Annotated in this window: 22 protein-coding genes and 1 riboswitch; of the genes, 15 read left to right on the top strand and 7 right to left on the bottom strand. The window is 67.4% G+C overall.

Annotated features, from left to right (window positions below; all coding sequences use genetic code 11):
* Window positions 1-35: 35 nt before the first annotated feature.
* Together HBF32_RS17965 and HBF32_RS17960 are read right to left on the bottom strand one after the other, a co-directional pair.
* On the bottom strand, window positions 36-1,706 hold the full coding sequence (locus HBF32_RS17965) for a methyl-accepting chemotaxis protein (protein ID WP_193570549.1): 1,671 nt from the start codon (window positions 1,704-1,706) through the stop codon (window positions 36-38).
* 58 nt (window positions 1,707-1,764) lie between these two features.
* Window positions 1,765-4,371 carry an alpha-L-rhamnosidase gene (locus HBF32_RS17960; RefSeq protein ID WP_166701181.1) on the bottom strand — a complete coding sequence of 869 codons (2,607 nt, stop codon included), beginning with the start codon at window positions 4,369-4,371 and terminating at the stop codon, window positions 1,765-1,767.
* Between the two features lie 92 nt (window positions 4,372-4,463).
* Here HBF32_RS17960 and HBF32_RS17955 point away from each other — a divergent pair, with 92 nt between their 5' ends.
* Both HBF32_RS17955 and HBF32_RS17950 read left to right on the top strand, forming a co-directional pair.
* Window positions 4,464-4,895, top strand: coding sequence for a DUF2501 domain-containing protein (locus tag HBF32_RS17955; protein WP_166701180.1), 432 nt, complete (start codon window positions 4,464-4,466; stop codon window positions 4,893-4,895).
* Between the two features lie 79 nt (window positions 4,896-4,974).
* Complete coding sequence (locus HBF32_RS17950) at window positions 4,975-5,883, top strand: SDR family oxidoreductase (protein ID WP_166701179.1); 909 nt, start codon at window positions 4,975-4,977, stop codon at window positions 5,881-5,883.
* Window positions 5,884-5,906: 23 nt separating this feature from the next.
* Here HBF32_RS17950 and HBF32_RS17945 read toward each other — a convergent pair whose 3' ends face one another.
* Window positions 5,907-7,496, bottom strand: a complete 1,590-nt coding sequence (locus HBF32_RS17945; protein WP_166701178.1) for a response regulator — start codon at window positions 7,494-7,496, stop codon at window positions 5,907-5,909.
* Between the two features lie 125 nt (window positions 7,497-7,621).
* A riboswitch (cobalamin riboswitch) is annotated at window positions 7,622-7,832 on the top strand.
* Window positions 7,833-7,985: 153 nt separating this feature from the next.
* On the opposite strand from HBF32_RS17945, the gene HBF32_RS17940 reads away from it, so the two are divergent.
* The 7 genes from HBF32_RS17940 (at window position 7,986) to HBF32_RS17910 (ending at window position 15,168) form a co-directional block, all read left to right on the top strand.
* A complete protein-coding gene (locus HBF32_RS17940; RefSeq protein WP_166701177.1) occupies window positions 7,986-10,493 on the top strand; it encodes a ribonucleoside-diphosphate reductase subunit alpha in 2,508 nt (835 codons plus the stop codon).
* A gap of 114 nt (window positions 10,494-10,607) precedes the next feature.
* On the top strand, window positions 10,608-11,636 hold the full coding sequence (locus HBF32_RS17935; RefSeq protein WP_166701176.1) for a ribonucleotide-diphosphate reductase subunit beta: 1,029 nt from the start codon (window positions 10,608-10,610) through the stop codon (window positions 11,634-11,636).
* Between the two features lie 24 nt (window positions 11,637-11,660).
* Complete coding sequence (locus HBF32_RS17930) at window positions 11,661-12,068, top strand: acyl-CoA thioesterase (RefSeq protein WP_240148055.1); 408 nt, start codon at window positions 11,661-11,663, stop codon at window positions 12,066-12,068.
* Between the two features lie 66 nt (window positions 12,069-12,134).
* Window positions 12,135-12,590: a MerR family transcriptional regulator gene (locus tag HBF32_RS17925; protein ID WP_166701175.1), complete on the top strand. Its 456-nt coding sequence runs from the start codon at window positions 12,135-12,137 to the stop codon at window positions 12,588-12,590.
* Window positions 12,587-13,579 carry an aldo/keto reductase gene (locus HBF32_RS17920; RefSeq protein WP_166701174.1) on the top strand — a complete coding sequence of 331 codons (993 nt, stop codon included), beginning with the start codon at window positions 12,587-12,589 and terminating at the stop codon, window positions 13,577-13,579. The genes HBF32_RS17925 and HBF32_RS17920 overlap by 4 nt, the downstream gene beginning before the upstream one ends.
* Window positions 13,580-13,634: 55 nt before the next feature.
* Entirely contained in the window at window positions 13,635-14,462 is an 828-nt protein-coding gene (gene queF, locus HBF32_RS17915; RefSeq protein ID WP_166701173.1) for an NADPH-dependent 7-cyano-7-deazaguanine reductase QueF, read from the top strand.
* 130 nt (window positions 14,463-14,592) lie between these two features.
* Window positions 14,593-15,168 (top strand): hypothetical protein, encoded by a 576-nt coding sequence (locus tag HBF32_RS17910; RefSeq protein WP_166701172.1) that lies wholly within the window; start codon window positions 14,593-14,595, stop codon window positions 15,166-15,168.
* A gap of 63 nt (window positions 15,169-15,231) precedes the next feature.
* On the opposite strand, the gene HBF32_RS17905 is transcribed toward HBF32_RS17910, so the two are convergent.
* The gene (locus HBF32_RS17905) at window positions 15,232-16,008 is read right to left on the bottom strand and encodes an isocitrate lyase/PEP mutase family protein (protein WP_205287771.1); all 777 of its coding nucleotides are present in this window, start codon (window positions 16,006-16,008) and stop codon (window positions 15,232-15,234) included.
* A 216-nt stretch (window positions 16,009-16,224) separates the two neighbouring features.
* Here HBF32_RS17905 and HBF32_RS17900 point away from each other — a divergent pair, with 216 nt between their 5' ends.
* From HBF32_RS17900 to HBF32_RS17875, 6 genes are all read left to right on the top strand, one after another.
* Window positions 16,225-16,434 carry a CsbD family protein gene (locus HBF32_RS17900; protein WP_166701170.1) on the top strand — a complete coding sequence of 70 codons (210 nt, stop codon included), beginning with the start codon at window positions 16,225-16,227 and terminating at the stop codon, window positions 16,432-16,434.
* A 28-nt stretch (window positions 16,435-16,462) separates the two neighbouring features.
* Entirely contained in the window at window positions 16,463-16,636 is a 174-nt protein-coding gene (locus HBF32_RS17895) for a DUF1328 domain-containing protein (protein WP_072323948.1), read from the top strand.
* Window positions 16,637-16,843: 207 nt separating this feature from the next.
* Window positions 16,844-17,872 carry a D-cysteine desulfhydrase family protein gene (locus tag HBF32_RS17890; RefSeq protein ID WP_166701169.1) on the top strand — a complete coding sequence of 343 codons (1,029 nt, stop codon included), beginning with the start codon at window positions 16,844-16,846 and terminating at the stop codon, window positions 17,870-17,872.
* A gap of 195 nt (window positions 17,873-18,067) precedes the next feature.
* Window positions 18,068-19,153 (top strand): histidine kinase, encoded by a 1,086-nt coding sequence (locus HBF32_RS17885; RefSeq protein ID WP_166701168.1) that lies wholly within the window; start codon window positions 18,068-18,070, stop codon window positions 19,151-19,153.
* Window positions 19,150-19,899, top strand: coding sequence for a LytR/AlgR family response regulator transcription factor (locus HBF32_RS17880; protein WP_166701167.1), 750 nt, complete (start codon window positions 19,150-19,152; stop codon window positions 19,897-19,899). Before HBF32_RS17885 ends, HBF32_RS17880 begins: the two co-directional genes overlap by 4 nt.
* A 98-nt stretch (window positions 19,900-19,997) precedes the next feature.
* Window positions 19,998-21,005, top strand: a complete 1,008-nt coding sequence (locus HBF32_RS17875; protein ID WP_166701166.1) for a TolB family protein — start codon at window positions 19,998-20,000, stop codon at window positions 21,003-21,005.
* On the opposite strand, the gene HBF32_RS17870 is transcribed toward HBF32_RS17875, so the two are convergent.
* From HBF32_RS17870 to HBF32_RS17860, 3 genes are read right to left on the bottom strand one after another with little or no spacing between them, the layout of a single operon-like run.
* Window positions 20,924-24,130: an efflux RND transporter permease subunit gene (locus HBF32_RS17870; RefSeq protein WP_166701165.1), complete on the bottom strand. Its 3,207-nt coding sequence runs from the start codon at window positions 24,128-24,130 to the stop codon at window positions 20,924-20,926. The genes HBF32_RS17875 and HBF32_RS17870 overlap by 82 nt on opposite strands.
* Window positions 24,127-25,428 (bottom strand): efflux RND transporter periplasmic adaptor subunit, encoded by a 1,302-nt coding sequence (locus HBF32_RS17865; protein WP_166701164.1) that lies wholly within the window; start codon window positions 25,426-25,428, stop codon window positions 24,127-24,129. The genes HBF32_RS17870 and HBF32_RS17865 overlap by 4 nt, the downstream gene beginning before the upstream one ends.
* Complete coding sequence (locus HBF32_RS17860; protein WP_166701163.1) at window positions 25,425-26,708, bottom strand: TolC family protein; 1,284 nt, start codon at window positions 26,706-26,708, stop codon at window positions 25,425-25,427. Before HBF32_RS17860 ends, HBF32_RS17865 begins: the two co-directional genes overlap by 4 nt.
* Window positions 26,709-26,759: the final 51 nt, after the last annotated feature.

Below are 26,759 nucleotides of genomic sequence, written 5' to 3'. Positions count from 1 at the left end.
CCCTCGCCGCTGTAGCGGCTCCTACAGTAAAGACATCAGGCGAATTCGGCCCATGCCGATTCGGCTCCGACGACGGACTGCTGGCCGAACTTCAGGTCGTGCGCGGTGCGATCCGCGGCGGCGGGTGCCTTGCCATGGTCGTCGACGGTGAAGAACGCCACCTGCTCGCGCAGCGACTTCGCCTGGTCCTGCATCGACTTCGCGGCGGCGGCGGCTTCCTCCACCAGCGCGGCGTTTTCCTGCGTCACCTGGTCGATCTGCGCGATGGCAAGGTTCACCTGGTCGACGCCGGACGACTGCTCGGCGCTCGCCGCGGCGATTTCCGCGACGATGTCGGTCACCTTCTTCACGCTGTCGACGATGTCGCGCAATGCCAGCGACGACTGCTCCACCAGCGCGGTACCTGCCTCGACGCGCTCGCTGCTCTCGGCGATGAGCCCCTTGATCTCGCGCGACGCCGCGGCGCTCGACTGCGCCAGGCGGCGCACTTCCGCGGCCACGACCGCGAAGCCGCGGCCCTGCTCACCGGCGCGCGCCGCTTCCACCGCCGCGTTGAGCGCCAGCAGGTTGGTCTGGAAGGCGATGTCGTCGATGAGGCCGACGATGTCGCCGATGCGCCGGCTGGAATCGCCGATCTGCTGCATGGCGCCCATCGCCTGGGCAACCACCGATCCGCCCTTCTCCGCCTCGCCGCGCGCATGGCGCGACAGCCTGTCGGCAGCCAGGGCGTTGTCGGCATTCTGGCGGACCGTCGCGGTCATTTCTTCCATCGACGCCGCGGTCTCTTCCAGGCTCGATGCCTGCTCCTGCGTACGATGCGAAAGATCGTCGTTCCCGCGAGCGATCTCGCCGGAGGTCGTGGAGACGACGTGCGCGCCTTCCTGCACTTCCACGACGATCGAGGCGAGCGTGCCGCGCATGCGCTCGAGCGCGCCCAGCAGGCTCTGCGGCGCATAGTCCGCGGAGGCGTCGTCACGGAGATCGCCACCGGCGATGCGGCCGGCGATATCCACGGCATCGCGCGGTTCGCCGCCGACGGTCGCGCGGATGCTGCTCATCGAGAACCACACGATGAAGAGCGCCAGCAAAGCGATGATGCCCGACTTTACGAGGTTGCTTTCCAACTGTGCAGCGAAGTTGGCGTCGATGTCGTTGAAATACGCGCCGGAGACGAAGTGAATGTCCCAGGGCTTGTACCAGGTCGAGTAGCTGATCTTGTCGCGCAGCTCTTTCGTCTTGGGCATGATCTGCGTATAGCGGGTCATGCCGTGGCCGTCCTTGCGATCGACGGCCTGCATCGCTTCGTAGTGATGGAAGCCCTTGCCATCGACATCGTTGCGGATGTCCTTGCCGATGTCGACGCGACGCAGCGGATGCATGCGCATCTTCAGCGACGAATCGAAGGCGAACACATAACCCGAGCCGTCGGCCCAGCGCATCGCCTCGATGTCCCGGAACGCCTCGACCTTCGCCTGCTCGACGCTCATCTCGCCATTCTCCGCGCGCACGCGAAAGCTTTCGGCGACGGCCGCGGCCGCCGTCACATGCTGCGCGAGCGTCTCTTCCAGCCTGTCCATCTGCACGCGTCGGCTTTCGATGCCCGACATGACCGTCTGCGCCACCAGGCCCAGCACGACCACCGTCATCACCATCCACACGCGCGTATTGAGCCGCGTGCGCCCAAACCAGTTCATTACCGCCGACATCGCCATCACCCTCGGTGTTATCCCCCGTGAGGCTGTAACGGCAAGATCGGGCAAGACTTTACGAATCCCCCGCCGCCCTGGGACTGGGTTGGCGGGATGAGGAAATCCGGTGCCGGCCGGGACCCAGCGTCCGGGACGGTGCGCCCGGCAGGCGGACCACGGCCTCGGTTCCTACGGGTACGGCGACCTCGGCTTCCACCTTACCCGCTGCCTTGCGCCATGCCACCGAGGCCTCGCCATACGGCGTCATGACGGACGCCGAAGCCCGATCGAGGAACCCCGTAAGCATTGGCCGCACCTCGAAACGCCGCCAGCCCGGTGCCAGAGGACGCAGGCCGGCGACGTCCTCGAAGAGCCAGTCGTCGATCGTGCCAAGGAAGTAGTGGCCACGCGAGCGCGATGCCAGCTTCCAGTGCTCCCACAGGCTGGTGGCACCGTTGGCGCGCCAGAAGCCCCAGCTGGGGAAGGTCGTTTGCGTGGCGATGGCCCAGGCCTCCCCGGCATGGCCGGTGGCGGTGAGCACCGGCAGGATGACCTTTGTCGCCAGCGCGCCGGTATCCAGATGGTCGCCGCGGGCCTTCGCGTCGGCCGCCACACCGGCGGCCACCTTCGCGACCAGGTCGTCCGGCACCAGCCCGAAGGACAGCGCCAGCAGGTTGTGCGCCTGCCGGTAACCCTGGTCGCCTTCACCGCGGTAACGGGCGGCCGCGCGATCGAGGAAGCGCGCATTGAACGCGTCCCGCACCGCCCCGGCGCGCCGGTCGAACCATGCCGCGCGCGCGTCGTTCCCGATGAGGCGCCACATGTCGGCCGTCCTGCGCTGCATGCCATAAAGGTAGGCGGTGGCCGCGATGCGCTTGTCCTCCGGTGCGTTCTCGCCGCCCGGATCGGTTTCGGGACTCACCCAGTCCCCGAGCTCCGTATCGGCGATACCGTCGGGCGAACGGGCATCCTCCATCGCCACGTAACGGTCGATGCCGGCGATGTGCTCCTCGATCGGCTGCCTGTCGCCCGTGAACATCCACAACGACCAGGGAATGAACACGTAGGCCGAGTGCCAGGTCGGCGCCCGTACCTTGCCCCAGCCGGGATTCGGCGCGATCAGCAGGGGCGCACCGTCGGCCTGGCGCGTATCGGCGATATCGCGTAGCCATTTCGCGAACAGCCGGCCGGCATCGACGTTGCGCAGGAACATGTCCGCACCGAGCATGCCGTCGCCCGTCCAGCCGTTCTTCTCGTACATCGGCGTGTCGGTGGGAATGCCGTAAAGGTTGTTGAGCATGGTGTCCACGGCGGCGCGATGGATCCAGTCGAGCAGCGCGTTCGAGCTGTCGAAGCGCCCGGTGACGGCGACGTCGGTATGGACCACCTGCGCCCGCACGGCGTCGGCGGATGGCTTGTCGCCCGGCCAGCCATCCACCTGCACGTAACGGAATCCCTTGTACGAGAAGCGCGGATGCCAGCGCACCCGGCCGCCCGCGAGGATCAGGGTGTCGGTCTGGAAGCCGTCCTTGAAGTAGTGGTGTTCGTCGCGTGCATCGACGGTGCCGTCGGGAAGCCGTTTCTCTCCGTAATGCGCGACGATCGCGGTCCCCGCCGGACCGGTCACGTCGAAATCCGCCCAGCCGGCGATCACCCGCGGAAACACGAACACGTAGGTGCCCGGCCGCGGTTCGGTAACCGCCGTGGCGGCGAGCGTTTCGACGACGCGGATCGGCTGCTCGATCTGCGCCACCAGCGTGCCGCGCGGCGCGGGAAGCTGGGCCGCCGCCTTCCAGTCGCGGGGTTGCGAGAGGCGTGCGTCGTAGGTCTCGCCGCCATAGAGGTCGTCCCGGCGCGTGGGACCGTCCGCCACCTGCCAGCTCGCGTCGCTGACGACATCCTGCGTGCGGCCGTCCGCATACCGGATGCGCAGCAACGCGCGCATGCGCGGCCGGCCGTGCCATGGCGCGCGCTCCCAATGCCAGACGTCCCGGTTCGTCAGGCCGTAGAAACCACGCCCCAATTCGGCGCCGAGCATGTGTTCGCCGGCACCGAGCTTCACCTCGGTCGCGACGACTTCCACCCGCTTGTCGTAATCGGTGAAGCCGGGCGAGAGCACCGCGTCGCTGACCGGCTTACCGTCCACCGAGAGATCGGCGTACCCCCCGGCGGCGACGTAGAGCATGGCGCTCTCGACATCGCCGTCGACACGGAACGTCTTGCGCAGCAAGGGCGCGGGAAGCGTGTCGTCGCCCTTCCCGATCCAGCGGGCACCGTGCCAGCCTGCTTCGTCGAGTGCCGTGGCGAACCGCGACGAGGACGAGGCGTCGCCGTCGGACGTACGCACGTCCACCCGCCACGCGTAGCGCTCGCCGGCAGCCAGCGGGGTACCGCCGTACGGAATGTCGAAAGAGCGGGCGCTGTCGACGAATCCGCTGTCCCAGACGACACGGTCGCCGCGCGACACCACGATACGGTAACCCTTCTGCACGGTGCCGTTGGTATCGTCGTGGACGATCCACGAGAAACGCGGCGCGGCCACGTCCACATAGGTGGGCGCATCGCTGCGCTCGACGCGGAGAGAGGAAACGGCGGCCGTCGCGTGGGCGAGCGGGGCGGCACACAGCCATGCGCTGGCGAGAAGGCAACGTGCTTGCAAGGGAACGACCTTTGCTCCGGGCATGACTATCCCGAGGATAGCGCGCGGCCGCCCTTACATCTCCCTAACGCGCGAGGGTTTATGCCTGCCCCACCTCGAATCCCTGGAGCCACGTCATGAAGACTTTCCTCGCCGGTATCGCCCTCTCCGCGTCCGTGACCGCCACGCCCGCATCGGCCGTACAGCTCGACAGCCTCAAGGGCCTCATGGGCGGCGGCAGCGGTTCGCTCACCTCCGGGACGGCGGGTAACGCCGCGGGCATCCTCCAGTACTGCATGAGCAACAACTATCTTGGCGGCGACAGTGGCGCCGCGGGCGTGAAAGACCAGCTCCTCGGCAGCCTCGGCGGCAAGTCGCGGGAAACGGCCACCAAGGATCCGGGCTACCTGGACGGCGCCAAGGGCCTCCTGAAATCCAGCAGCGGCAAGACCCTGGACATCTCCGGTGCCGACGGCGCCGGGGCCGGCGACATGAAGGCCCAGCTCGCGCGCAAGGTATGCGACGCCGTGCTGAAGCAGGGCAAGAAGATGATCGGTATGGGCTCGTGACGTGACATGACGTGGACGGGACATGGACGTCCCGCTCCGTAAACAGGAAGGCCCCTCCCCCGATGCGAGAACCTTCCCCATGGCCGACGCCGCCCGCAAAGACCCTTACGCCATGCGCGATCCGCGCACGCAGTATCCCCGCCCTGCATTCGCCAAGCAGCCGCAGCCCGCGCCTGGCCTGGCAAAGGACATGGTGCCGAAGCCGGACCATGGCGAAGCCAGCTATCGGGGCAACGGCCGCCTGCGTGGCCGCAAGGCGCTCGTGACCGGCGGCGATTCCGGCATCGGACGTGCCGCCGCGATCGCGTTCGCGCGCGAGGGCGCGGACGTGGTGATCAACTACCTCCCCTCGGAACAGAAGGATGCCGACGAGGTCATCGCCTTGCTGAGGGGCGAAGGCTGCAAGGTCGCCGGCGTTCCCGGCGACCTCAAGGACGAGGCATTCTGCAAGGAGCTGGTCGCGAAGGCGGTGAAGGAACTGGGTGGACTCGACATCCTCGCCAACGTCGCCGGTCGCCAGCAGTTCGCGAAGTCGATCGAGGAACTGGATACCGAAGCGTTCGAGGCCACCTTCCGCACCAACGTCTTCGCGCTGTTCTGGCTGACCAAGGCGGCCATGCCGCACATGCCGCCGGGTGCGGCGATCGTGAATACCGCGTCCATCCAGGCCTATGAGCCGTCGGACATCCTCCTCGACTATGCCCCGACCAAGGCGGCCATCGTCGCGTTCACGAAGTCGCTGGCGAAGCAGGCGGCGGAGAAAGGTATCCGCGTGAACGCCGTGGCGCCCGGTCCCGTGTGGACGCCACTGCAACCGAGCGGCGGCCAGCCGCAGGACAAGCTGGTGGAATTCGGCAAGAACGTGCCGCTTGGCCGCCCCGGACAGCCGGTGGAATGCGCGCCGGTGTACGTGCTGCTGGCGAGCCAGGAAGCGAGTTTCGTGACCGGCGAGACCTATGGCGTCACCGGCGGGCACATGCTGCCCTGAGCGCGAGCGGCGGCGCCACGAGCCTAACGGCCGGCGATGCGCCCGATCGCGTCCATCAGGTCCGCCACGCCGTACGGCTTCACGATGATCGCCGTGCGGTCGTCGCGCTGCACGCCGTTCGCCGTGTGGTCGCCGGTGGCGTAGAGCACGGGCAGGTCGGGCTGCGTCTCGCGCAGCTTCTCCGCCACTTCCACGCCGTTCATGCCGGGCAGGCCCACGTCCGCGAGCAGCACGTCGATCGGCTGCGCGCCGTGCAGACGCAGGGCCTCGTTGCCGTCGCCTGCCTCGAAGGCGATGTGGCCGCGGCTTTCCAGCATCTCCGTGATCGACATGCGGATCAGGGCGTCGTCTTCCACGACGAGCACGCGCAGGGCCTTCTCCGGCACCACTGCGACATGAGAGAGGCCGTCGGCCACCGCCGCCTTCCGTGCCCTGTCCGCGAGCAGGTGGCGCACGCGGCGAGCCAGCTGGTCGCGCGAATACGGCTTGCTCAGCAGCTCCACGCCCTCGTCCAGTCGGCCACCGTGGACGATGGCGTTCTCGGTGTAGCCGGAGGTGAACAGCACGGCGATGCCGGGCTGTCGCTCGGCGGCCTTGCGCGCGAGTTCCGGACTGCGCAGCGCGCCGGGCATCACCACGTCGGTGAATAACAGGTCGACGGCGATGCCGCTCTCGACGATAGACAGCGCGCTTTGCGCATCGCGCGCCTTCAGCACGCGGTAGCCCAGGTCGCCCAGCATGGCCACGACGGTGTCGCGCACGGCGTCGTCGTCTTCCACCACGAGGATGGTCTCGTCGCCGCCGCGAGGATGGTCTTCCTCGATATCCACCACGCGATCCTCGCTCTGGGTGGACCGCGGAAGGTAGATCTTGACCGTGGTGCCGTGTCCCGGCTCGCTGTAGATCTTCACGTGGCCGCCGGACTGTTTCACGAAGCCGTAAACCATCGAGAGGCCGAGGCCCGTGCCCTGTCCCTCCGGCTTCGTGGTGAAGAACGGCTCGAAGACCTGCTCGATGATTTCCGGGGCGATGCCGCTGCCGGTGTCGGTGACGGCGATCATCACGTACTGCCCCGCGCGAAGGTCGCCGTGCGCGGACGCGTAGGAGGCATCCAGCAGGGCGTTGCCGGCCTCGATGGTGAGCCGCCCCCTGCCCTCCATCGCGTCGCGGGCGTTGATCGCCAGGTTCAGCAACGCGTTTTCCACGTTGCCCGGATCGACCAGCGTGTTCCAGAGCCCGCCGGCGACCACGGTCTCGACCTCGATCTCCTCGCCCAGCGTGCGGCGCAACAGGTCGTCCATGTCGCGGACGAAGCGCCCGATGTTGACGACCTTGGGCGCCAGCGGCTGGCGGCGGCCGAAGGCCAGCAGCTGCGCCGCGAGCTTGGTGCCGCGATTGACGCCGGCCATCGCGTTCGCGAGGCGTCTCTCGGCACGGGGATTGCCGGCCACGTCGGACGCGAGCAGCTGGAGGTTGCCGCTGATGACCTGCAGCAGGTTGTTGAAATCGTGTGCGACGCCACCCGTGAGCTTGCCGATGGCATCCATCTTCTGCGCCTGGCGCAGCTGGTCGTGGGTGAAGGAGGCGGGTTCCTCGGTGGATGGTGGCAGCATCGGCCTCTGGGCGGGGTGTCCGGTCGGGCGCCGATTCTAGCGTCGGAGCTTCGTGCGCTTTGTGTAGACGGTCTTCACACCACGGCGCAGCACTATATCTTGTGTTGACCGCCAGCACCGGTGTCTATATCGTGTGTCTCGCTGGTGTCCGGGGTGGCGACAATCGCCGTGCCGGACTTGAGGGAATCCGGTGCGAATCCGGAACTGCCCCGCAGCGGTAAGTGGAAACGACCCCGTTTCATTGCACTGGTCCTCCGTGACTGGGAAGCGACGGGTAGGCAAGGCCTCCGGGCCCCGTCCACGAGTCCGAAGACCTGCCAGCAATCGGTACCTGATCGGTGCCGATCTCAGTGACGGCTTCCGCGGGGAAGCACGTCGAGGACCGGAGCCGCCCTGCGGCGTCCGTCCACGGCCTGTCCCGTGTCGCCGCCACTTCGAGCCCCGTCCGAGGGAACGGGAGTTTGAACCTGGCCCTGGGGCACGCCACACATGACCACGATGGATTCCGCCGCGCGCGAGCGCACCGAGACGGCCGACGCTGCCGTCACCCCCACCGCGACCGCCGAAAAGGCACCCGCCGCGGGCTACCGCCACGATGCGCCCCCCGCCTTCGTCCTGACGCCTCCGCACAATCCGGGACAGATGCGCGTCACCAAGCGCAACGGCGGCCAGGAAGCGGTCGACGTGAACAAGATCGTCCGCGCGGTGACGCGCACCGCCGACGGGCTGTACGCCGTCGATCCGATGCGCGTGGCGCTGAAGACGATCGGCGGTCTCTACGACGGCGCCACCACGCAGGAACTCGACCAGCTCTCGATCCGCACGGCCGCGGCGCTCACCGCCGAAGAGCCGGAATACGGCCAGCTCGCCGCGCGCCTGCTCGCCGCCTTCGTCGACAAGGAAGTGTCCGGACAGGACATCCATTCCTTCTCGCAGTCGATCGCCAGCGGCTTCGAGCTGGGCATCCTCAACGAGCGGCTGCGCGACTTCGTGCAGGCGAACGCGCGCAAGCTCAACGACGCGGTCGACACGGGCGCCTCGCGCCGCTTCGAGTACTTCGGCCTGCGCACGGTGTACGACCGCTACCTGCTGCGCCACCCGACCAGGCGCTTCGTGATCGAGACGCCGCAGTACTTCTTCATGCGCATCGCGTGCGCGCTCGGCGGCAACGACGTGGCGGAGACGCTCGAGCTGTACCGCATGCTCTCGTCGCTGGAGTACCTGGCCAGCTCGCCGACGCTGTTCAACGCGGGTACCGCGCACGAACAACTGTCCTCGTGCTTCCTGCTCGATTCGCCGCAGGACGCGCTGGAATCCATCTATGCCAAATATGGCGACGTGGCGCAGCTGTCGAAGTTCGCGGGGGGCATCGGCCTCGCCTATTCGCGCATCCGCTCGCGCGGCTCGCTCATCAAGGGTACCAACGGGCATTCCAACGGCCTGGTGCCGTGGCTGAAGACGCTCGACGCGTCGGTGGCCGCGGTGAACCAGGGCGGCAAGCGCAAGGGCGCGGCCTGCGTCTACCTGGAATCGTGGCACGCCGACATCGAGGAATTCCTCGAGCTGCGCGAGAACACCGGCGACGACGCGCGCCGCACGCACAACCTCAACCTCGCGAACTGGGTGCCGGACCTGTTCATGCGCCGAGTGGAAGCCGACGGCGACTGGTCGCTGTTCGACCCGAAGATCGTGCCGCACTTCGTCGACACATGGGGCGCCGCCTTCGATGCCGCCTACGAAAAGGCCGAGGCGGACGGCCTGGCCGCGAAGACGGTCAAGGCCCGGGAGCTCTATGCGCGCATGCTCCGCTCGCTGGCGCAGACCGGCAACGGCTGGATGACCTTCAAGGACCGTTCCAATGCCACCAGCAACCAGACGGCGCTGCCGCAGAACGTGATCCACCTTTCGAACCTGTGCACCGAGATCCTCGAGGTGACGAACGAGAACGAGACCGCGGTGTGCAACCTCGGCTCGATCAACCTCGCCCGCCACGTGACGGACGGACGGTTCGACTACGACAAGCTCGCCACGACGGTCCGCACCGCGGTGCGCCAGCTCAACCGCGTGATCGACCTCAACTTCTACCCGATCGCCACGGCGAAGACGGCGAACATGAAATGGCGCCCGGTCGGCCTCGGCGTGATGGGCCTGCAGGACGTCTTCTTCAAGCTGCGCCTGCCGTTCGACTCGGAAGAGGCGCGCGCGCTTTCCACCCGCATCGCCGAGGAGATCTACTTCCACGCGCTGTCGATGTCCAACGAGATCGCGGAGAACGAGGGCGCGCATCCGGGCTTCGAGGAAAGCCGCGCCGCGAACGGCGAGCTGCAGTTCGACTACTGGCCGGCGTCGTCGCCTTCCGGCAAGGACACGCGCTGGGCCGAACTGCGCGCCAAGATCAAGGCGAACGGCCTGCGCAACTCGCTGCTGATCGCCATCGCCCCCACGGCGACCATCGCGTCCATCGCCGGTTGCTACGAGTGCATCGAGCCGCAGGTGTCCAACCTGTTCAAGCGCGAGACGCTCTCGGGCGACTTCCTCGTGGTGAATCGCTACCTCGTGGAAGAACTGAAGACGCTGGGCCTGTGGACCGCGGAGATCCGCGACCAGATCAAGCTGGCCGAGGGGTCGGTGCAGGGTATCGCCGCGATTCCCGGCGAGCTGCGCGCCGTGTACCGCACCACCTGGGAATTGCCGCAGAAGGCGCTGATCGACCTGGCCGCCGCGCGCGGCGCATACATCGACCAAAGCCAGTCGCTGAACCTGTTCATGGAGAATCCGAACATCGGCCAGCTTTCCTCCATGTACATGTACGCATGGAAGGCCGGGATCAAGACGACGTACTACCTGCGCTCGCGGCCTGCCACGCGCATCGCCAAGACGACGGTCAGCGCGGCTGCCGTCGCGCCGGCACCGGTCGTCGCCGATGCGCAGGAGCAGGCGGAAGCCGCCGTCTTCTGCTCGCTGGAAAACCCCGAATACTGCGAAGCCTGCCAGTAGCTCCACTCCCTGCAGGAGCCGCCATAGCGGCGAGAAACCCATGGAGCGGCGAAGCGGCGAGGCGGATTCCCCTCGCCGCTATAGCGGCTCCTACACGTATTACCCGGAGATTCCATGTCCGCTTCCCCGATCGCCCGCGACGCCCACATCCTCGACCCGGGTTTCGAACTGACCCTGCGCCCGATGAAGTACCCGCGGTTCTACGAGATGTACCGCGCCGCCATCCGCAACACCTGGACGGTGGAGGAGGTGGATTTCTCGCTCGACGTCACCGACCTCTCGGCGAAGATGTCCGACGCGGACCGCCACCTGATCCATCGCCTCGTGGCGTTCTTCGCCACCGGCGACACCATCGTGTCGAACAACCTCGTGCTGAACCTCTACCGGCACGTGAACTCGCCCGAGGCGCGCATGTTCCTCTCGCGACAGCTTTACGAGGAAGCGCTGCACGTGCAGTTCTACCTCACCCTGCTGGACACCTACATCCCGGAGCCGGCGGAGCGCAACAAGGCCTTCGCCGCCATCGAGAGCATCCCCTCGATCCGGCAGAAGGGCGAGTTCTGCTTCAAGTGGATCGACTCGATCCAGGACCTCGGCCGCCTCGAGACGCGGGAGCACCGTCGCCAGTTCCTGCTCAACCTGATCTGCTTCGCCGCATGCATCGAAGGCCTGTTCTTCTTCGCGGCTTTCGCCTATGTGTATTACCTGCGTTCGCGCGGCCTTCTGCACGGCCTGGCTTCGGGCACCAACTGGGTCTTCCGCGACGAATCCGGCCACATGGCGTTCGCCTTCGACGTGGTGCGCACCGTGCGCGAGCAGGAACCCGACCTGTTCGACGACAGGATGCGCGAGCAGGTGGAAGCGATGCTCGAGGAAGCCATCGCCTGCGAGACGCAGTTCGCCCAGGACGTGCTCTCCGGCGGCGTCGCCGGCCTCTCGGTGGCCGACATGCGCCAGTACCTCGAGTACTGCGCCGACCAGCGCCTGACGCAACTGGACATGCCGAAGAAGTACGGCGCGAAGAATCCGTTCGACTTCATGGATCTGCAAGACGTGCAGGAACTGACCAACTTCTTCGAACGGCGGGTGTCGTCCTACCAGGTGGGCGTACAGGGCGAAGTTGCCTTCGACCAGGCCTTCTGATGTGCGCGTAGAATGCAGGGCATCATGACCGAAGACCCCGCCATGCTTCCCATCGCCCGACCGACCGAGACCCGTGTCCTCGAGATCGTCTTCCCGGACCACACGAACCACCTCGGCACGCTGTTCGGCGGCCAGGCGCTGGCGTGGATGGACAAGGCGGCCTTCCTCGCCGCCTCGCGCTATTCGCGCAAGGTGGTGGTGACCGCCCGCTCGGAGCAGGTGGACTTCCACGTCCCCGTCCGCAAGGGGCAGATGGTGGAACTGGTCGCCACGGTGGTCTCGGTCGGCCGCACGTCGATGAAGGTGGACGTTGCGATGTTCACGGAAGAACTCCTCACCGGCGCGAGGGAGCTCTGCACCCGCGGCACCTTCACGATGATCGCGCTGGACAACGACCTGAAGCCGACGCCGGTCGATCCCCCGCAGGCCTGACCCGCGACGCGCTCGGTGTGGGCCCGGTGTTGACTTAGAGCGCACTCGAAGGCGTACGCTTTCCGTATGCCCGACACCATGACCATCGCCGAGGCCGCTCTCGCGACCGGCCTGACCACGCATACGCTTCGTTATTACGAGCAGATCGGCCTGATCGAGCCCGTGCCGCGACGGAGCGGCCAGCGCGTCTACGGCGACGCCGAGATGCGGCTCATCCGCTTCGTCCTGAAACTGCGCTGCACCGGCATGTCCATGCGCGACATCCAGGAATACGTGCGCCTGCGCCGTCTTGGCGAGACGCCGGAGAGTATCCGCGAGCGCGGCGACCTGCTCGCCCGGCACGCCGCGAAGCTGCGCGATCAGTTGGCCGACCTGACCGAGACGATCGCGCGCCTGGACGAGAAGATCGCCCTCTACCGCTCGATCTACCCGGACGAGCCCGTTCCCCATCCCTCCCCCGCCGAACCGCCCACCCCGGCGGCAGCGGCGAAAGCCCCCTCGAATCGAAGGAGACACGCATGATCACCCGCAAACTCGGCAAGCACGGCCCGGAGGTCTCCATCCTCGGCCTCGGCTGCATGGGCATGAGCGAGTTCTACGGCGCGAGCGACGAAAAGGAATCGATCGCCACGCTGGAACGCGCCCTGGAACTGGGCATCACCTTCTGGGACACGTCCGACGCCTATGGCCCGCATACGAACGAAGAGCTGCTCGGCCGCACCCTCGCGGGCCGGCGCGAGAAAGTATTCCTGGCGACCAAGTTCGGCATCGTCCGCGATCCGAACGATCCGATGAAGCGCGGTATCAGCGGCCGCCCGGCCTACGTTCGCGAATCGGTGGAAGGTAGCCTGCGCCGCCTGAAGACCGATCACATCGACCTTTACTACCAGCACCGCGTGGATCGCACGGTGCCGATCGAGGAGACCGTCGGCGAGATGTCGCGGCTGGTGGAGGAAGGGAAGGTGCGCTACCTCGGCCTGTCCGAGGCCTCCGCCGAATCGATCCGCAAGGCCGTGAAGGTCCATCCGATCGCCGCGCTGCAGAGCGAATATTCGCTGTGGACGCGCGATCCGGAAACCACGGGCGCGCTGGCGGCCTGTCGTGAAAACGGCATCGCCCTCGTAGCCTACAGCCCGCTCGGCCGCGGCTTTCTCACCGGCGCGATCGCGTCGCCGGACGACTTCGCCGAGGACGATTACCGCCGCGTCAATCCACGCTTCATCGGCGAGAACTTCGCGAAGAACCTTGCCATCGTCGACAAGGTGAAGAAAATCGCCGCCGACAAGGGCTGCACACCCAGCCAGCTGGCCCTCGCCTGGACGATCGCCAAGGGCGACGACATCGTGCCCATACCGGGCACCCGGCGGGTCCGGTACCTGGAGGAAAATGCCGGCGCGGTGGACGTGAAGCTGAGCGCCCCCGAGGTCGCCGAGATCGACGCCGTGTTCCCGGCGGACGCCGCGGCGGGCGACCGCTACGCCTCCAACATGATGGGCTCCGTGAACGCGTAAGTCCTTGTCCCCCTAAGGGCTTATAATGGCGGTTTGTTCGCAGCAGCAAACCGCCATGTCGTCCCCCGAACACTCGCCGCTGGGCAAGTCCACCGTCTACGCCGACCGCTACGACGCCGGACTGCTCTTCCCCATCCCGCGCCAGGAAAAACGGGACGAGATCGGTGTCTCCGACGCCGACCTGCCCTTCCACGGGGTGGATATCTGGAACGGCTACGAGCTGTCCTGGCTGGACGCGCGGGGCAAGCCGGTGGTGGCCGTGGCGGAATTCCGTTTCCCCGCCACGACGCCGAACATCGTCGAATCGAAGTCCTTCAAGCTGTACCTGAACGGGTTCGCGCAGGAGCGGATGGCGGATGCCTCGCTCGTGCGCGACACCCTGGTCCGCGACCTCTCCACCGCCGCGGGCGGGCCGGTGACCGTCGTCCTTCGCACGCCGGAGGCACTGGACGGCACCCCGCTGGGCGAGCCGGAAGGCATCCTCCTCGATGCGCAGGACCTGGATTTCGACAGTTATGGGCCGCCGCGGGCCGAATTCCTCGGCACGCACGAAGGCCATGTGCGCGAGGTCCTGGTGTCCCACCTGCTGCGCTCGAACTGCCCGGTGACGGGGCAGCCGGACTGGGGAAGCGTCCAGATCTCGTATACCGGGGCGCCCATCGACCGTGCGGGTCTTCTGCGTTACCTGGTCTCCTTCCGCAACCACACGGAATTCCACGAGCAGTGCGTGGAACGGATCTTCATGGACCTCAGCATCCGCTGCGTGCCGGAAGCGCTCTCGGTGTATGCGCGCTACACGCGTCGCGGCGGCCTGGACATCAACCCGTTCCGCAGCACCGACCCGGCCGCCGTACCGGGGAATCCACGCGGCGCCCGCCAGTGATGCCGTGGTGCATTCATGCGCTCTTCATTGGTCTTGCCTTTAGTTGTGTAGCCTGTACCCTGCGGCAGCCGAGGGGATTGCCCCTTCCATGCCTCGTTAGAACCCGACAAGCCATTCCGGAATCCAGAACATGAAGCTTTCCTTCCGCACGTCCGCCCTCTGCACGGCCACCGTCGCCGGCCTGCTGGTCCTCACCGCCTGCGGCAAGAAGGAAGAGCAGCAGAACGCCGCCCCGGCCGCCGTTTCCACGGCACCGGCCGCGGCACCGGCACCGTCGGCCACCGCCCCGGCCGCCGCGACCACCGCCGCCAGCGTCCCGGCAGCGGCCGCACAGCCCGCCGCCACGCCCGCCGCCGTCGACACGATCAAGGTCGGCTCGGTCACGCTGGGCAGCGCCGTGGGCGCCGACAAGAAGGTGTCGAAGGAGAAGACCACGTTCTCGCCGAACGACAAGACCATCTACGCCTCGGTCGCCACCGAAGGGACCACCGCCGGCGCCACCCTGAACGCGAAGTGGACCTACCAGGACGGCGACACGACCACGACCGTCAGCGACATCAGCCAGTCGATCAGCACCGACGGCCCGGCGGTCACCACGTTCAAGATCCAGAACCCGAACGAATGGCCGGAAGGCAAGTACAAGCTCACCGTTTCGCTCAATGGCGAGGCCGCGGGTAACGAGTCGTTCGAGGTGAAGAAGAAGTAAGACCGTTAGCCGGTCGAACGAAGAAGGCGCGAGACATCGCGCCTTTTTTGTGTCCTTTGCAAATCAGCGGTCGAGCAGCTTGTTGAGCGTGGCGTAGCCGATCTCCGGCGCCTCGCGCTCGAGCAACTCGGCCGCCATCCGTCCCGCGGTGGCATACGCCTCCACCGACAATGCGATGCCCGCGCTCAAGCGGCGGGCACCCGCCTCGTACAGCGCTTCGCGCGACGGCAGCCCCGGCACCAGCATGACGTTCAGCGGCATCGGCGCGATACCCGCGGCTACCCGGCGTACATCGTCGACCGCCTTGATGCCCGGAACGAAGAACCCGTCCGCGCCGGCCTCCCGGTACAGTGCCGCCCGGCGCAGCACTTCTTCCACGCCCGCGTCGCCGGAGGCCATGCCGCGCAGGAATACGTCGGTGCGCGCATTGATGTAGAGGTCGCGGCCGCCCAGCGCCGCACGGATCGCGCGCAGCTTCGCCGCCAGCAGGTCGGGGGCATGGGTGCCGTCCTCGATGTTGATCCCGGCCACGCCGGCGTCTACCAGTGCCGAGACGAAGGCGGCCACCTCGGCGGGATCGTCCGAACACCCTTCTTCGGCATCCACGCTGAGCGGCACGTCGATCGTCCTGACGATGCGGCGGACCGCGGCAAGCATCTCGTTCGCCGGCAGGCAGTCGCCGTCCGGCCAGCCGCAGGACCAGGCCACGCCCGCGCTGGTCGTGGCCACGGCGCTGGCACCGGCGTGACAGACGACGGCCGCGCTCGCGGCGTCCCACGCGTTGGGAAGCACGAGCAGGGCCGGACCGTCGTGGAGCTCTCGGAAGCGTTGCGCATTCATGCCGCGTGATCCTGATGGGGTGGAACCGCCACGATCCACGATGCCGGGCGCTCCCGCAACTGCCTTCCGGGCCGCCATTCCGTGTACGGGATGCCAAGGACCGGTGAGCCGGCGCCTCACCGCTCACAGACGCGGCTTTCAACACGCCGATGCTCGAATGCCCCGACCTGGCGCGGCGATGGACGTCGTGCGGGCACAGACGATCGAGGATCCGCCATGAACGAAGACACCATCAAGGGCCAGTGGAAGCAGCTGGCCGGCAAAATGAAGGAAAAGTGGGGAAAGCTCACCGACGACGACCTGAAGGCCGCCGAGGGGAGCAGCGAATACCTCGCGGGCAAAGTCCAGGAGCGCTATGGCGTGGCGAAGGACGAAGCGGAAGCGCAGGTGAAGGAATTCCGTAAACACATCGATCGCAACTATTGACCTCCACCTGCTTGCCGAGGAGAACGCCATGCTTCATTGGGCCGTCATCTTTTTCGTGATCGCGCTTATCGCCGCGGTCTTCGGTTTCACCGGCATCGCCGCTGGTGCCGCCAGCATCGCGAAGATCCTTTTCGTGGTGTTCCTGATCCTGTTCATCCTTTCGCTGCTGTTCGGCGGCTTGCGTCGCGGCCCGAGGATATAGGCAGCGGTACCTCGACAGCGCACGAAGCCCCGGCCCCAGACCGGGGCTTTTTTTTCACGGCGCGGACAGGAAGCGCTCCAGCGGCGGGAACCCCATCGTCACTGCGGCAGCCGTCTTCATGGGAGCCGCTTCAGCGGCGCCGGCACGAATCGCCGTGTAACACAGTGGCGCCCGGGGATTATCATCGTGCATCGCCGGAGACAACCGATGCCCCTTATCCAGCACGTATTCGACAGCTTTCCCCGCCTCGACCTGCTCGACGGACCGACGCCTATCCAACGACTGGCACGCATCGAGGAGGAACTGGGGCTCGCCTCGCGCGGGATCGCGCTCTTCGCGAAGCGCGACGACGTCATGTCGCTCGGCGGGGGCGGCAACAAACTGCGCAAGCTCGAGTACCACCTGGGGCATGCGCGTGCGGCGGGCGTGGATACCATCGTCAGTGTCGGCGGCGTGCAGTCGAACCACGCGCGGCTCACGGCGGCGGCGGCGGCAAGGCACGGCTTTGCCTGCGAGTTGATCCTCTCGCGGCTCGTGCCGAAGGACGACACCGACTACGAGACGAACGGCAACGTCCTGCTCGACGACCTCTTCGGCGCCCGCCCCACGCTGCTTCCGCGCGGGACGAACGGGCTGGCGCAAGCCGAGGCCCGCGCCGACGCGTTGCGCGCCGCCGGGCACACGGTGCTCGTGCTGCCGACCGGCGGATCGACGCCGCTTGGCGCGCTCGGCTACGTGCGCTGCGCCCGCGAGATCGCCATGCAGGAAGAAACAAGCGGCCAACGCTTCGACCGGATCGCGATACCCAACGGCAGCAGCGGCACGCATGCGGGGCTCGTCGCCGGTTTCGCCGCCATGGGCCAGTCGCCGGCCAAGGTCACGGCATACACCGTGCTCGCTCCGGCGGACGTGGCACGGCGCACGACGCTTGAACTGGCGAGAGGCGCCCTCGCCCTCCTTGGTTCCGACGCGACGCTGGACGTCGATGACGTGCGGATCGACGATGCGCAGCTCGGCGACGGCTACGGCATACCGACGCAAGGGATGAAGGACGCCGTGCGCCTTGCCGCCAGCCGCGAAGGCCTGCTGCTCGACCCGGTATATTCGGGCAAGGCGTTTGCCGGACTTCTGCACGATCTTCGCCACGGCATCGTGCGCGACGGAGAGCAGGTGCTCTTCGTCGCGACCGGCGGTGCGCCGGGGCTGTATGCCTATCGGGCCGATCTGGCCGGCTGAGCGGGCATCACCATCTCCTGTCCGTGCAGGGACGGCGGCAGCGTGTCCTCCTGCCGGACGGGTTCGCTGCCGGCTGGATCGGCGGCGTGGGCGACCGACCGCTCGTCACCGGCATCCGGCCGCTGGTCCTCACGTCACTTCCCCCCGCCCGTCGGCAGTCGCACACTGCGCCCTGGCTTTCGAGGAGAACGCGAGGTGGACACGACCCGTCGGACCCGGGCGGTGCGGCATGCGCTGGCATTCGTCTTCTGGACGCTGCTGGCTTTGTCGTATGCACTCAGCGCGGGCCTGTCGTCCCTCAGCGAAGGCCGGTCGCCCGACTGGCCACGGGCGCTCGCCTGGAACCTGGCCAATTTCTGGCTGTGGATGGCGTTCGTGCCCCTCATCGCGTGGCTGGGGCGCCAGGCCGCCGGTGCGGGCTGGCAACGCTTCTGCGCGGTGCACGTGCCCGCCGGCCTGCTGGTGGCGCTCACGCAGATGATGGCCCAGCTGTTCGTGTTCTGGACGCTGTGCGGTCCCGGCCATGCGCCGGTGCATACCTTCGCCGGTTTCGTGGGTATGCAGTTCGCATATAACTACCATCTGTCGCTGCTCACCTACTGGCTTATCCTCGTCGTGCTGCGCGGACTCGAGTCGCGGCGACGACTGCGCGACGAGCAATGGCGCAGCTCCCAGCTGGAAGTCCAGCTCGCCCAGTCGCAATTGCAGGCCCTGCGCATGCAGTTGCAACCGCATTTCCTGTTCAACACGCTCAATGCCATCTCCGCGCTGGCCCTGGCCGAGCCGCTGCGGGCACGGCTGATGATCGCCCGCCTCAGCGACTTCCTGCGCATGACGCTCGAGCAGCGCCACGCGCAACAGGTGCCGCTGTCGCGCGAGGTGGAGTTCCTGCGCTGTTACCTGGACATCCAGCAGGTGCGCTTCCAGGACCGCTTGTCGACCCGGCTGGACATGGCCGAGGACACGCTGCACGCCGCCGTACCCAGCATGATCCTCCAGCCGCTCGTCGAGAACGCGCTGCGCCATGGCCTGCTGGCCAAGACCGAGCCGGGCAGTCTCCATATCGCCAGCCACCGCGAAGGCCAGCTTCTTCGCCTGCGCGTGGACGACGACGGCCTGGGCCTGCCGCCGGAAGGGCCCACGGAAGGCCTCGGACTGGGCAATACACGGGCTCGACTCGACGTGTTGTTCGGCGCGGCCGCCAGCATGGAACTCACCCGTAACGCGGGCGGCGGCACGCGCGTGGAACTGTGCTTTCCCTTTCGCGAGCATGTGGCATGAAACCGATACGCACCCTGCTGGTCGACGACGAGGTGCTGGCGCGCCTGGCATTGCGCCAGGCGTTGGCCACGCATGCCGACGTGGACATCGTGGGCGAATGCGGCAACGCCGCCGAAGCCTTGCAGGCGTATGGCGCGCTCAAGCCGGACCTGCTGTTCCTGGACATCCGCATGCCGGGGCTCGACGGGTTCAAGCTGTTGCGTGAACTGAAGCCGGACACCCTGCCCATGGTGGTGTTCGCCACCGCCTACGGCCAGCATGCCTTGCGAGCCTTCGACGCCAATGCGCTGGACTATGTATTGAAACCGATCGACCAGGCGCGCTTCGATCAGGCCATGGCGCGCGTGCGCAAGCACTGGCGTGGCCTGCATGCGGACAAGCCCGCCATGTCGCCGCCGGCGGCATCGGCCGAACCGTTGCAACGCATCAGCGTGCGCGTCGGCGAACACATCCGCGTGATCGCCACCGAGGCCATCGACTGGATCGAGGCCGACGGCAACTACGTGCAGATCCACGTCGGCAAGCAATCCTATCTGCACCGCGAGACGTTGCGTGGCTTGCTGGCCACGCTGGACCCGCAACGCTTCCTGCGCATCCATCGTGGCACGCTGGTCAACATCGACCGCATCCGCGAAGTGCATCCGCTCTTCCAGGGCAACGCCGAAGTGCTGCTTCACGACGGCACCCAACTCAGCCTGAGCCGTCGCTTCAGGCCGCATGCGCGGCGCGCGTTGGGCTTCGCCTGAGACCGCTCGCCTCGCCGGGGCGACCGCTGGTCACAAAGCCACGGCATCCAGGGTGGGAACGTTGCAGGCTTCCGGCTCCCGTCGCGAGGAAGAGACCCATGGCAACGCACCGTTCCACCCTGGCCCTGCTGCTGGCCCTGACCTGCACCACCGCCGGCGCCGGAGAGCTGCTCGGTCCGGGAGTCGTTTCCACGGGCATGCAGGAAACCTCCGTTGCCCTGTCGCCCGACGGTGCCACGCTCTACTTCATGCGTTCCGACCTCGGCGAGAAGGACGACACGATCCTTGTCTCGCACAAGCAGGGCGGCCGCTGGGCGACGCCCGAGGTCGCGCCGTTCTCCGGTCAGTGGCACGACTCGGAACCGGCGCTCTCTCCCGATGGAAAGCGCCTGTATTTCGTTTCCAACCGTCCACCCCATGCCGGCGAACCGCCGCTCATGGCGGAAATGAATGGCCACCGCTTTCCCGGCACCCACCTCTGGTACGTGGAACGCGGCGGCGACGGGCGCTGGAACGCACCCGTGCACGTCGAAGGCTCCCTCAACGACGGCGCGATGATCTACAACCCCTCCATCGCCGCGAACGGCGATGTCTACTTCTCCGCCCACCGCGCCGATTCGGGCAAGTTCTACCAGGTTTATGTCGCGCGCCGCACAGCGCAGGGCCTGGCACCTCCGGAACGGGTGGACCTCGGCGATATCGCACGCAATCGCATGGATCCCGCGATCGACCCGCAGGAACGCTTCATCCTGTTCGCCGGCGACGAAGGCGATTCGCTGGGCCGCGCGGACATCTACATCGCCTTCCGCCAGCCGGACGGGCGCTGGAGCAAGCCCGAGCACCTGGACGGGGACGTGAACAGCGATGACCTGGACAACGCGCCATCCCTGGGCCCCGGCTTCGGCGAACTGTACGTCGCGAGCAATCGCCAGTCCGAGGTGACTTTCCCCAAGACGCGCGACGACGCAGGGGCGCTGCAGCGCCGCCTGTCGGGACCGGGGAACGGCTCGCGCGACCTCTGGCGTCACGACATCTCGGATGTATTGCGTCGACACGGTCTGGCGCGTGACTCGACGTCCACGAGCCCGCACCGCCCCTCGCCATGACGGAGACGTCTGCGCACGAGTATCCGGAACGCCGCGGGCAAGACGAGCATGGACAACAACGGCGCCGTGACCATGCCACCCACCATCGGCGCGGCGATACGCTGCATCACCTCGGAGCCGGCGCCATGGCCGAGCAGAATCGGCAGCAGGCCGGCCAGGATGACGCCTACCGTCATGGCCTTGGGCCTGACGCGTTGCACGGCGCCCTCGCGGATGGCCTCATCGAGTTCGGCGTCTCCTGCGTCGGGATGCGCGGCCAGCGCGCGATCCCACGCATGACGAAGGTAAAGCAGCATCACCACGCCGAATTCCGCGGCGACCCCGCCCAGGGCGATGAAGCCGATGATCGTCGCAACCGATATCGCATGTCCCATCGCCCAGATGAGCCAGAGCCCTCCGACAAGGGCGAGGGGAATGCTGGCCATGATGATCGCTGCTTCGCTCAAGCGGCGGAATACCGCCGCGATCAGCGCGAAGATGATCGCGAGAACGGCAGGCACGACCCAGACCAACCGGTTCATGGCTCGGGCGAGGTATTCGAACTGACCCGACCACGCAAGCGTCGTACCGGCAGGTAAGGAGACGTGCGCCCCGATGCTGCGCTGCAGATCGGCAACCACCGCACTCAGGGAGCGGCCGGACGTATCGACGTACACGTAGGTGGCAAGCGCCCCGTCCTCGCTCTTCAGCATCGGCGGACCGGCGGCGACGGTGACGTCGGCGACCTGGCCGAGAGTGATCTGCGCGCCCCCCGCCGCGATCAGCGGAAGCTGTCTCAGCGCGGCGATGGAATCGCGGTCCGCGTGTGGATAGCGCACCACGATGGGATAGCGCTCGCGTCTCTCGACCGTCTGCCCGACCGGATCCCCACCGACCACCGTTCCGATGATGGACTGCACCTGGGATTGAGTCAGCCCATAACGCGCGGCGTCGGCGCGGCGCACCCGCACATCCACGTACCGCCCGCTCGCGCTACGTTCGGCAACGGCGGAAGCGACTCCGGGAACCGTCCGCGCCACGGCTTCGACGCTATCCGCCACAGCCTGGAGGCTGGCCGGGTCGCCGCCGAGTATCTTGATGCCGATCGGGCTCTTGATGCCCGTCGCCAGCATGTCGATACGATTGCGTATCGGGGGAACGAAGAGATTGGTGAGGCCCGGTACATGGACGGCACGATTCAGTTCGTCCTTGAGCTTCGCCATCGTCATGCCCGGGCGCCATTGGTTCATCGGCTTGAAGGTGATCGTGGTCTCGAACATCTCCAGCGGCGCCGGGTCGGTCGCGGTATCCGCGCGGCCGGCCTTGCCGAAGACGTGATCGACCTCGGGCACCGTCTTGATCATCCGGTCGGTCAGCTGCAGCAACTGCGCCGCCTTGCCCGCCGACAGGCCAGGCAGAGCCGTCGGCATGTACAGCAGCGTGCCCTCGTCCATCGGCGGCATGAACTCGCTGCCCAGCCGGCTCCATGGAAAGACCGCGCTCGCGAACAGGAGGGCGGCGAGCGCCAATGTCGTCTTCGGGAAACGAAGCACCGTATCGAGTAGGGGCCGGTACATGGCGATAAGCGCGCGGTTGAGCGGATTGTCGCCCTCGGCGCGGATATGGCCGCGGACCAGGTAGCCCATCAGCACCGGCACCAGCGTCACCGCGAGTCCCGCGGCCGAGGCCATCGCATAGGTCTTCGTGAACGCGAGGGGCTTGAACAGCCGGCCCTCCTGAGCTTCCAGCGCAAAGACCGGCATGAACGACAACGCGATGATCAGCAGGCTGACGAACAAGGCCGGACCGACTTCGATCGATGCCTCGCCGATGAGCGCCCAACGCGCGGTACCGACGGGTTCGTCGCCGTCGTGGGCGTCCCGCCAGTGCTCCAGGTGCTTGTGCACGTTCTCGATCATCACCACCGCGGCATCCACCATCGCGCCAATGGCGATCGCGATACCGCCCAGCGACATCAGGTTGGCCGAGACGCCTTGCAGGTGCATCACCACGAAGGCGGAAAGCACCCCCAGAGGCAGGGTGATCACCGCCACGAGGGCGGACCGCAGGTGACCGAGAAAGAGTACGCAGACCAGCGCCACGACGAGGAATTCCTCGACCAGCTTGTCGCGGAGGTTTTCCACGGCCGCATCGATCAAGGTCGAGCGGTCGTACGTCGGCACGATCCGGACACCTTCGGGCAGGCTGCGCTGCAAGACGCGCAGTTTCTCCTTCACCGCGGCGATGGCGGCTTTCGCGTTCTTGCCTGAGCGCAGCACGATCACGCCGCCGACTACCTCGCCTTCGCCGTCGAGTTCGGCGATGCCGCGGCGAAACGTGGGGCCGCGCCGCACGGAAGCGATGTCGCGAAGGAGCACGGGCGTGCCGTCGGTCGATGTCGCGATCGGAATGCCTTCGAAGTCGGCGGCGGTACGCAGGTAGCCCTCGCTGCGGACCATGAACTCCGCCTCGCCCTGCTCGATGACCGAACCGCCACTCGCGCCGTTGGCCGCACCCACCGCCGCGACGAGACGATCGACGGTGATGCCGCGCGCGGCGAGCGCAGCGGGATCGGGCACGATCTGCCATGCTCTTTCCATGCCGCCGATGGTGGCCACCTCGGCCACATCGGGCACGGTCTTCAGCTGGTAGCGAAGGAACCAGTCCTGCAGGCTCCGCAATTGACCGAGATCGTGTTTTCCGGTGCGATCCACCAGGGCGTATTCGTAGATCCAGCCCAGTCCCGTCGCATCGGCTCCGAGCGCGGGCGATACGCCGGATGGCAGGCGATCGCGAACCTGACTCAGGTACTCGAGCACGCGCGAGCGCGCCCAGTACAGGTCGGTCTTCTCGTCGAACAGCACGGTGACGTAGGAATCGCCGAAGAAGGAATAGCCGCGCACGCTGGTCGCCCCAGGCACGGAAAGCATCGTGGTGACCAGCGGATAAGTCACCTGGTCTTCGATGACCTGCGGCGACTGACCCGCCCAGCTGGTACGGATAATCACCTGGGTATCCGACAGATCGGGCAGGGCATCGATCGGCGTTCGCGCTACCGAGAAGACGCCGACGACCGCGAGAACCGCCGAGGCGATCAACACCCACACACGGTGGGCGATGGCGGCACGAATCACGCGCGCGATCATGGGCGACGCTCCGGTTGCGTGCCCCGCATGCCCGACATGTCGCCCTCACCGGCAACGGGCGGCGGCGCGGACGACGGATGGCTGGCCCCTTCGAGTCGACCCAACGCACCGGACAGGTTGGCTTCCGAGTCGATGAGGAACTGACCCGAGACGACGATGCGTTGGCCTGCCGAAAGCCCATCGCGGATTTCCGTCATGCCTGCGGCCGTCCGCCCCGTGACGACCGGCGTCGGATGGAATCGCTCCCCCTGCCCGGCCACGATCACGCGCGTACCGCGGCCGTCGGCGATCAAGGCCTCGTCGGGTACGACGAGAGTCGGCGCCGCCTCGGACCCCGTCAGCGCGATATGCGCGAACATGCCTGGCACGAGGGCCCCATCGGGATTGGCCAGCACGATGCGAGCGCGTTGCGCGCGTGTGGTGGCATCGATATCGGGCAACAACGTCTCTACCTTGCCGGCGAAAGCCCGACCAGGCCACGCATCGGTGCGTACGCTCACCGGCATACCCGGATGGACGACGGCCAGCTGTCCCTGCGGAATGGCAGCCTCGACCCATACCGTGTCGATGCCGTTGATGGTCATCAGCGTCTGTCCCGCGCTCACGCGCTGGCCTTCCCGCACGTCCAGCGTCGTGACGATGCCCGCTTGCGGCGCATGAAGGAGAATCGCGGCGCCGTCGCCGCCTGTCGTGAGGCGGTCACCGGGGGGCAGACCGAGCACGCGCAGCCTGGCCTGCGAGGCCTCGCGCAGTGCCCGGGCGTCCGGCGATTGCACATGGCGCAGGGCTTCGGCCTCGGCCAGCGCACTGCGCCACTGCGGTGCCAGCAGCGAAAGCAGGGGCGCTCCTTGGGTCACCGCGGTGAAAGGCGCCCGCACATCCAGCCGCTGGACGACACCGTCGACACGCGCGCTGACCGTCACGGCCTGGCGTGCATCCCACGTCACGTTTCCGGGCACATCCACGGTCGATGCCATCACCCGTCGTTCCACGAGGGCGGTTCGCAGTCCCAGGCTCTGGCGTGTCGCGGCGTCGATGCGGACGCCTCCCGACGCGCCCTCGTCGGCGACCTTGGGAATCATCTCCATGCCCATGGGCGAGAGACCCGGGTGATCGAAATGCTGTTCCGGGACCATCGGGTCGTACCAGTAGAGCGGCGCCTTCGCCGAGGGCTTGGCGGCGCCCTGGCGGAAGCCGGGTGCGGACGATGTCGCGCCATGACGGCCGATGAAATAAGCGACGGTCGCCACCGCCAGCAGGACGAGGGCGACCAGCGAGATACGTACGGAACGGTTCATCGGTCGGCTCCGGTGGGGATCAGGTAAGCGAGGGCAGCCCATGCGCGGCCGTATTCGGTCTGCACGCGCGCGTAATCGGCGTGGTGGGCGAGTTCGTCGCGACGGGCGGCGAGCAACGGTGCGATGTCGCCGCCGCCGCGATAGGCGGCCAAGGCCAGGGCAACGCGATCGTGGGCCAGCGGAAGCAAGATGTCGCGATGACGGCGGACCTGTTCACCCCACGCCAACCACCGCGACCAGGCACCACGGATGGCCTCGATCTGCGCGCGCCTGGCATCGGCATGCTCGGCACGCACGGCGTCCAGGTCGGCGGCCCGGGCGGAAATGCCGCGGTCCTGCCGGTTGCGGGTGAATAGCGGCAAGCTCACACCCACTTGCAACGAGACCATGTCGGACAGGCCGCGCATGCGGGAGCCATAACTGACGCCCAGGTTCCACGCCGGGCGCTTGTCCGCCTGCGCGGCCCTCAAGGCGGCCGCCGCGGCGTCTTCGCGCGCCGGCCATGCGAGTAGCGCGCCCTGTACATCCACATGGGCGAGCAAGCCCTGCTCGTCGAACGGAAGCGTGGCGAAATCCGGTGGGTCTGCCAGGGGGGTATCGGTGGCCGTGTCGACCCAGCGCGACAAGCTTGCGCGTGCCTGCGCTTCCCGCGCCGTCGCTTCATCGAGACGGTTGTCCAGGTCCAGCGCTTCCATGCGTGCCGCGAGCACGTCCGCCGCACTGCCGGACCCACCGCGAAAGCGCGCGGTCGCGGCATCGACATCCTGCGACCAGGCCGAGCGCAAGGCGCGCAGGATCCCGATTTCGTGGTGCGCCCCCCATGCGCGGATCCAGGCATCGGCTGCCGTCTGTCGGATGGACGTCGACGTGGCCACTTCGATGGCGCCGGCCGCCATCGCCTCTGCCTGGCCCATGGCGCGCTCGGCCTCGCGTTTGCCGCGCGAAGGCAGCGACTGGCTGATGCCCACGCTACGCATCGTCATGTTGTCGCCGCCCGCGGTGAAGGCGCCGGGGCCTTGTGTCGCCAGGTTGTCGATGCCAAACGTCAACTGCGGGTCCGGCAAGGCGCCCGCACGGGCCGCCTCCTGACGAGCGGATTCCGCCTGCGCGCGCCTCGCCGCCATGAGCGGTGCCTCTGCAACCGCCTGGTCGGTGGCGGCCTGCAGCGTGAGCATGGCCGATGCGCCGGAAGCCATCGCAAGGGAGGGCGCGAGAAGGAGGGCGGCGACAAGCCGCCGGGTACGCCGTACCCATCGGGCACGGTTGATGAACAAAGGCATGGTGATCTCCGATCGCAAGCACGCGTGGCCGTGCGGACACGGCCGACGAGG

The organism is Luteibacter yeojuensis (genome assembly GCF_011742875.1).
In the GTDB taxonomy this organism is placed as follows: domain Bacteria; phylum Pseudomonadota; class Gammaproteobacteria; order Xanthomonadales; family Rhodanobacteraceae; genus Luteibacter; species Luteibacter yeojuensis.
The sequence above is the reverse complement of the archived record's forward strand: the minus strand, read 5'-3'. Positions and strand labels throughout refer to the sequence as shown.

Excerpts from the sequence above, each read along its gene's own strand:
- HBF32_RS17860 (WP_166701163.1), bottom strand. The coding sequence starts at position 26,708 with ATGCCTTTGTTCATCAACCGTGCCCGATGGGTACGGCGTACCCGGCGG.
- HBF32_RS17865 (WP_166701164.1), bottom strand. The coding sequence starts at position 25,428 with ATGAACCGTTCCGTACGTATCTCGCTGGTCGCCCTCGTCCTGCTGGCG.
- HBF32_RS17965 (WP_193570549.1), bottom strand. The coding sequence starts at position 1,706 with ATGTCGGCGGTAATGAACTGGTTTGGGCGCACGCGGCTCAATACGCGC.
- HBF32_RS17905 (WP_205287771.1), bottom strand. The coding sequence starts at position 16,008 with ATGAATGCGCAACGCTTCCGAGAGCTCCACGACGGTCCGGCCCTGCTC.
- HBF32_RS17930 (WP_240148055.1), top strand. The coding sequence starts at position 11,661 with ATGACCGAAGACCCCGCCATGCTTCCCATCGCCCGACCGACCGAGACC.
- HBF32_RS17910 (WP_166701172.1), top strand. The coding sequence starts at position 14,593 with ATGAAGCTTTCCTTCCGCACGTCCGCCCTCTGCACGGCCACCGTCGCC.
- HBF32_RS17940 (WP_166701177.1), top strand. The coding sequence starts at position 7,986 with ATGACCACGATGGATTCCGCCGCGCGCGAGCGCACCGAGACGGCCGAC.
- HBF32_RS17895 (WP_072323948.1), top strand. The coding sequence starts at position 16,463 with ATGCTTCATTGGGCCGTCATCTTTTTCGTGATCGCGCTTATCGCCGCG.
- HBF32_RS17880 (WP_166701167.1), top strand. The coding sequence starts at position 19,150 with ATGAAACCGATACGCACCCTGCTGGTCGACGACGAGGTGCTGGCGCGC.
- HBF32_RS17925 (WP_166701175.1), top strand. The coding sequence starts at position 12,135 with ATGCCCGACACCATGACCATCGCCGAGGCCGCTCTCGCGACCGGCCTG.
- HBF32_RS17960 (WP_166701181.1), bottom strand. The coding sequence starts at position 4,371 with ATGCCCGGAGCAAAGGTCGTTCCCTTGCAAGCACGTTGCCTTCTCGCC.
- HBF32_RS17875 (WP_166701166.1), top strand. The coding sequence starts at position 19,998 with ATGGCAACGCACCGTTCCACCCTGGCCCTGCTGCTGGCCCTGACCTGC.
- HBF32_RS17955 (WP_166701180.1), top strand. The coding sequence starts at position 4,464 with ATGAAGACTTTCCTCGCCGGTATCGCCCTCTCCGCGTCCGTGACCGCC.
- HBF32_RS17935 (WP_166701176.1), top strand. The coding sequence starts at position 10,608 with ATGTCCGCTTCCCCGATCGCCCGCGACGCCCACATCCTCGACCCGGGT.
- HBF32_RS17945 (WP_166701178.1), bottom strand. The coding sequence starts at position 7,496 with ATGCTGCCACCATCCACCGAGGAACCCGCCTCCTTCACCCACGACCAG.
- HBF32_RS17870 (WP_166701165.1), bottom strand. The coding sequence starts at position 24,130 with ATGATCGCGCGCGTGATTCGTGCCGCCATCGCCCACCGTGTGTGGGTG.
- HBF32_RS17890 (WP_166701169.1), top strand. The coding sequence starts at position 16,844 with ATGCCCCTTATCCAGCACGTATTCGACAGCTTTCCCCGCCTCGACCTG.
- HBF32_RS17950 (WP_166701179.1), top strand. The coding sequence starts at position 4,975 with ATGGCCGACGCCGCCCGCAAAGACCCTTACGCCATGCGCGATCCGCGC.
- queF (WP_166701173.1), top strand. The coding sequence starts at position 13,635 with ATGTCGTCCCCCGAACACTCGCCGCTGGGCAAGTCCACCGTCTACGCC.
- HBF32_RS17900 (WP_166701170.1), top strand. The coding sequence starts at position 16,225 with ATGAACGAAGACACCATCAAGGGCCAGTGGAAGCAGCTGGCCGGCAAA.
- HBF32_RS17920 (WP_166701174.1), top strand. The coding sequence starts at position 12,587 with ATGATCACCCGCAAACTCGGCAAGCACGGCCCGGAGGTCTCCATCCTC.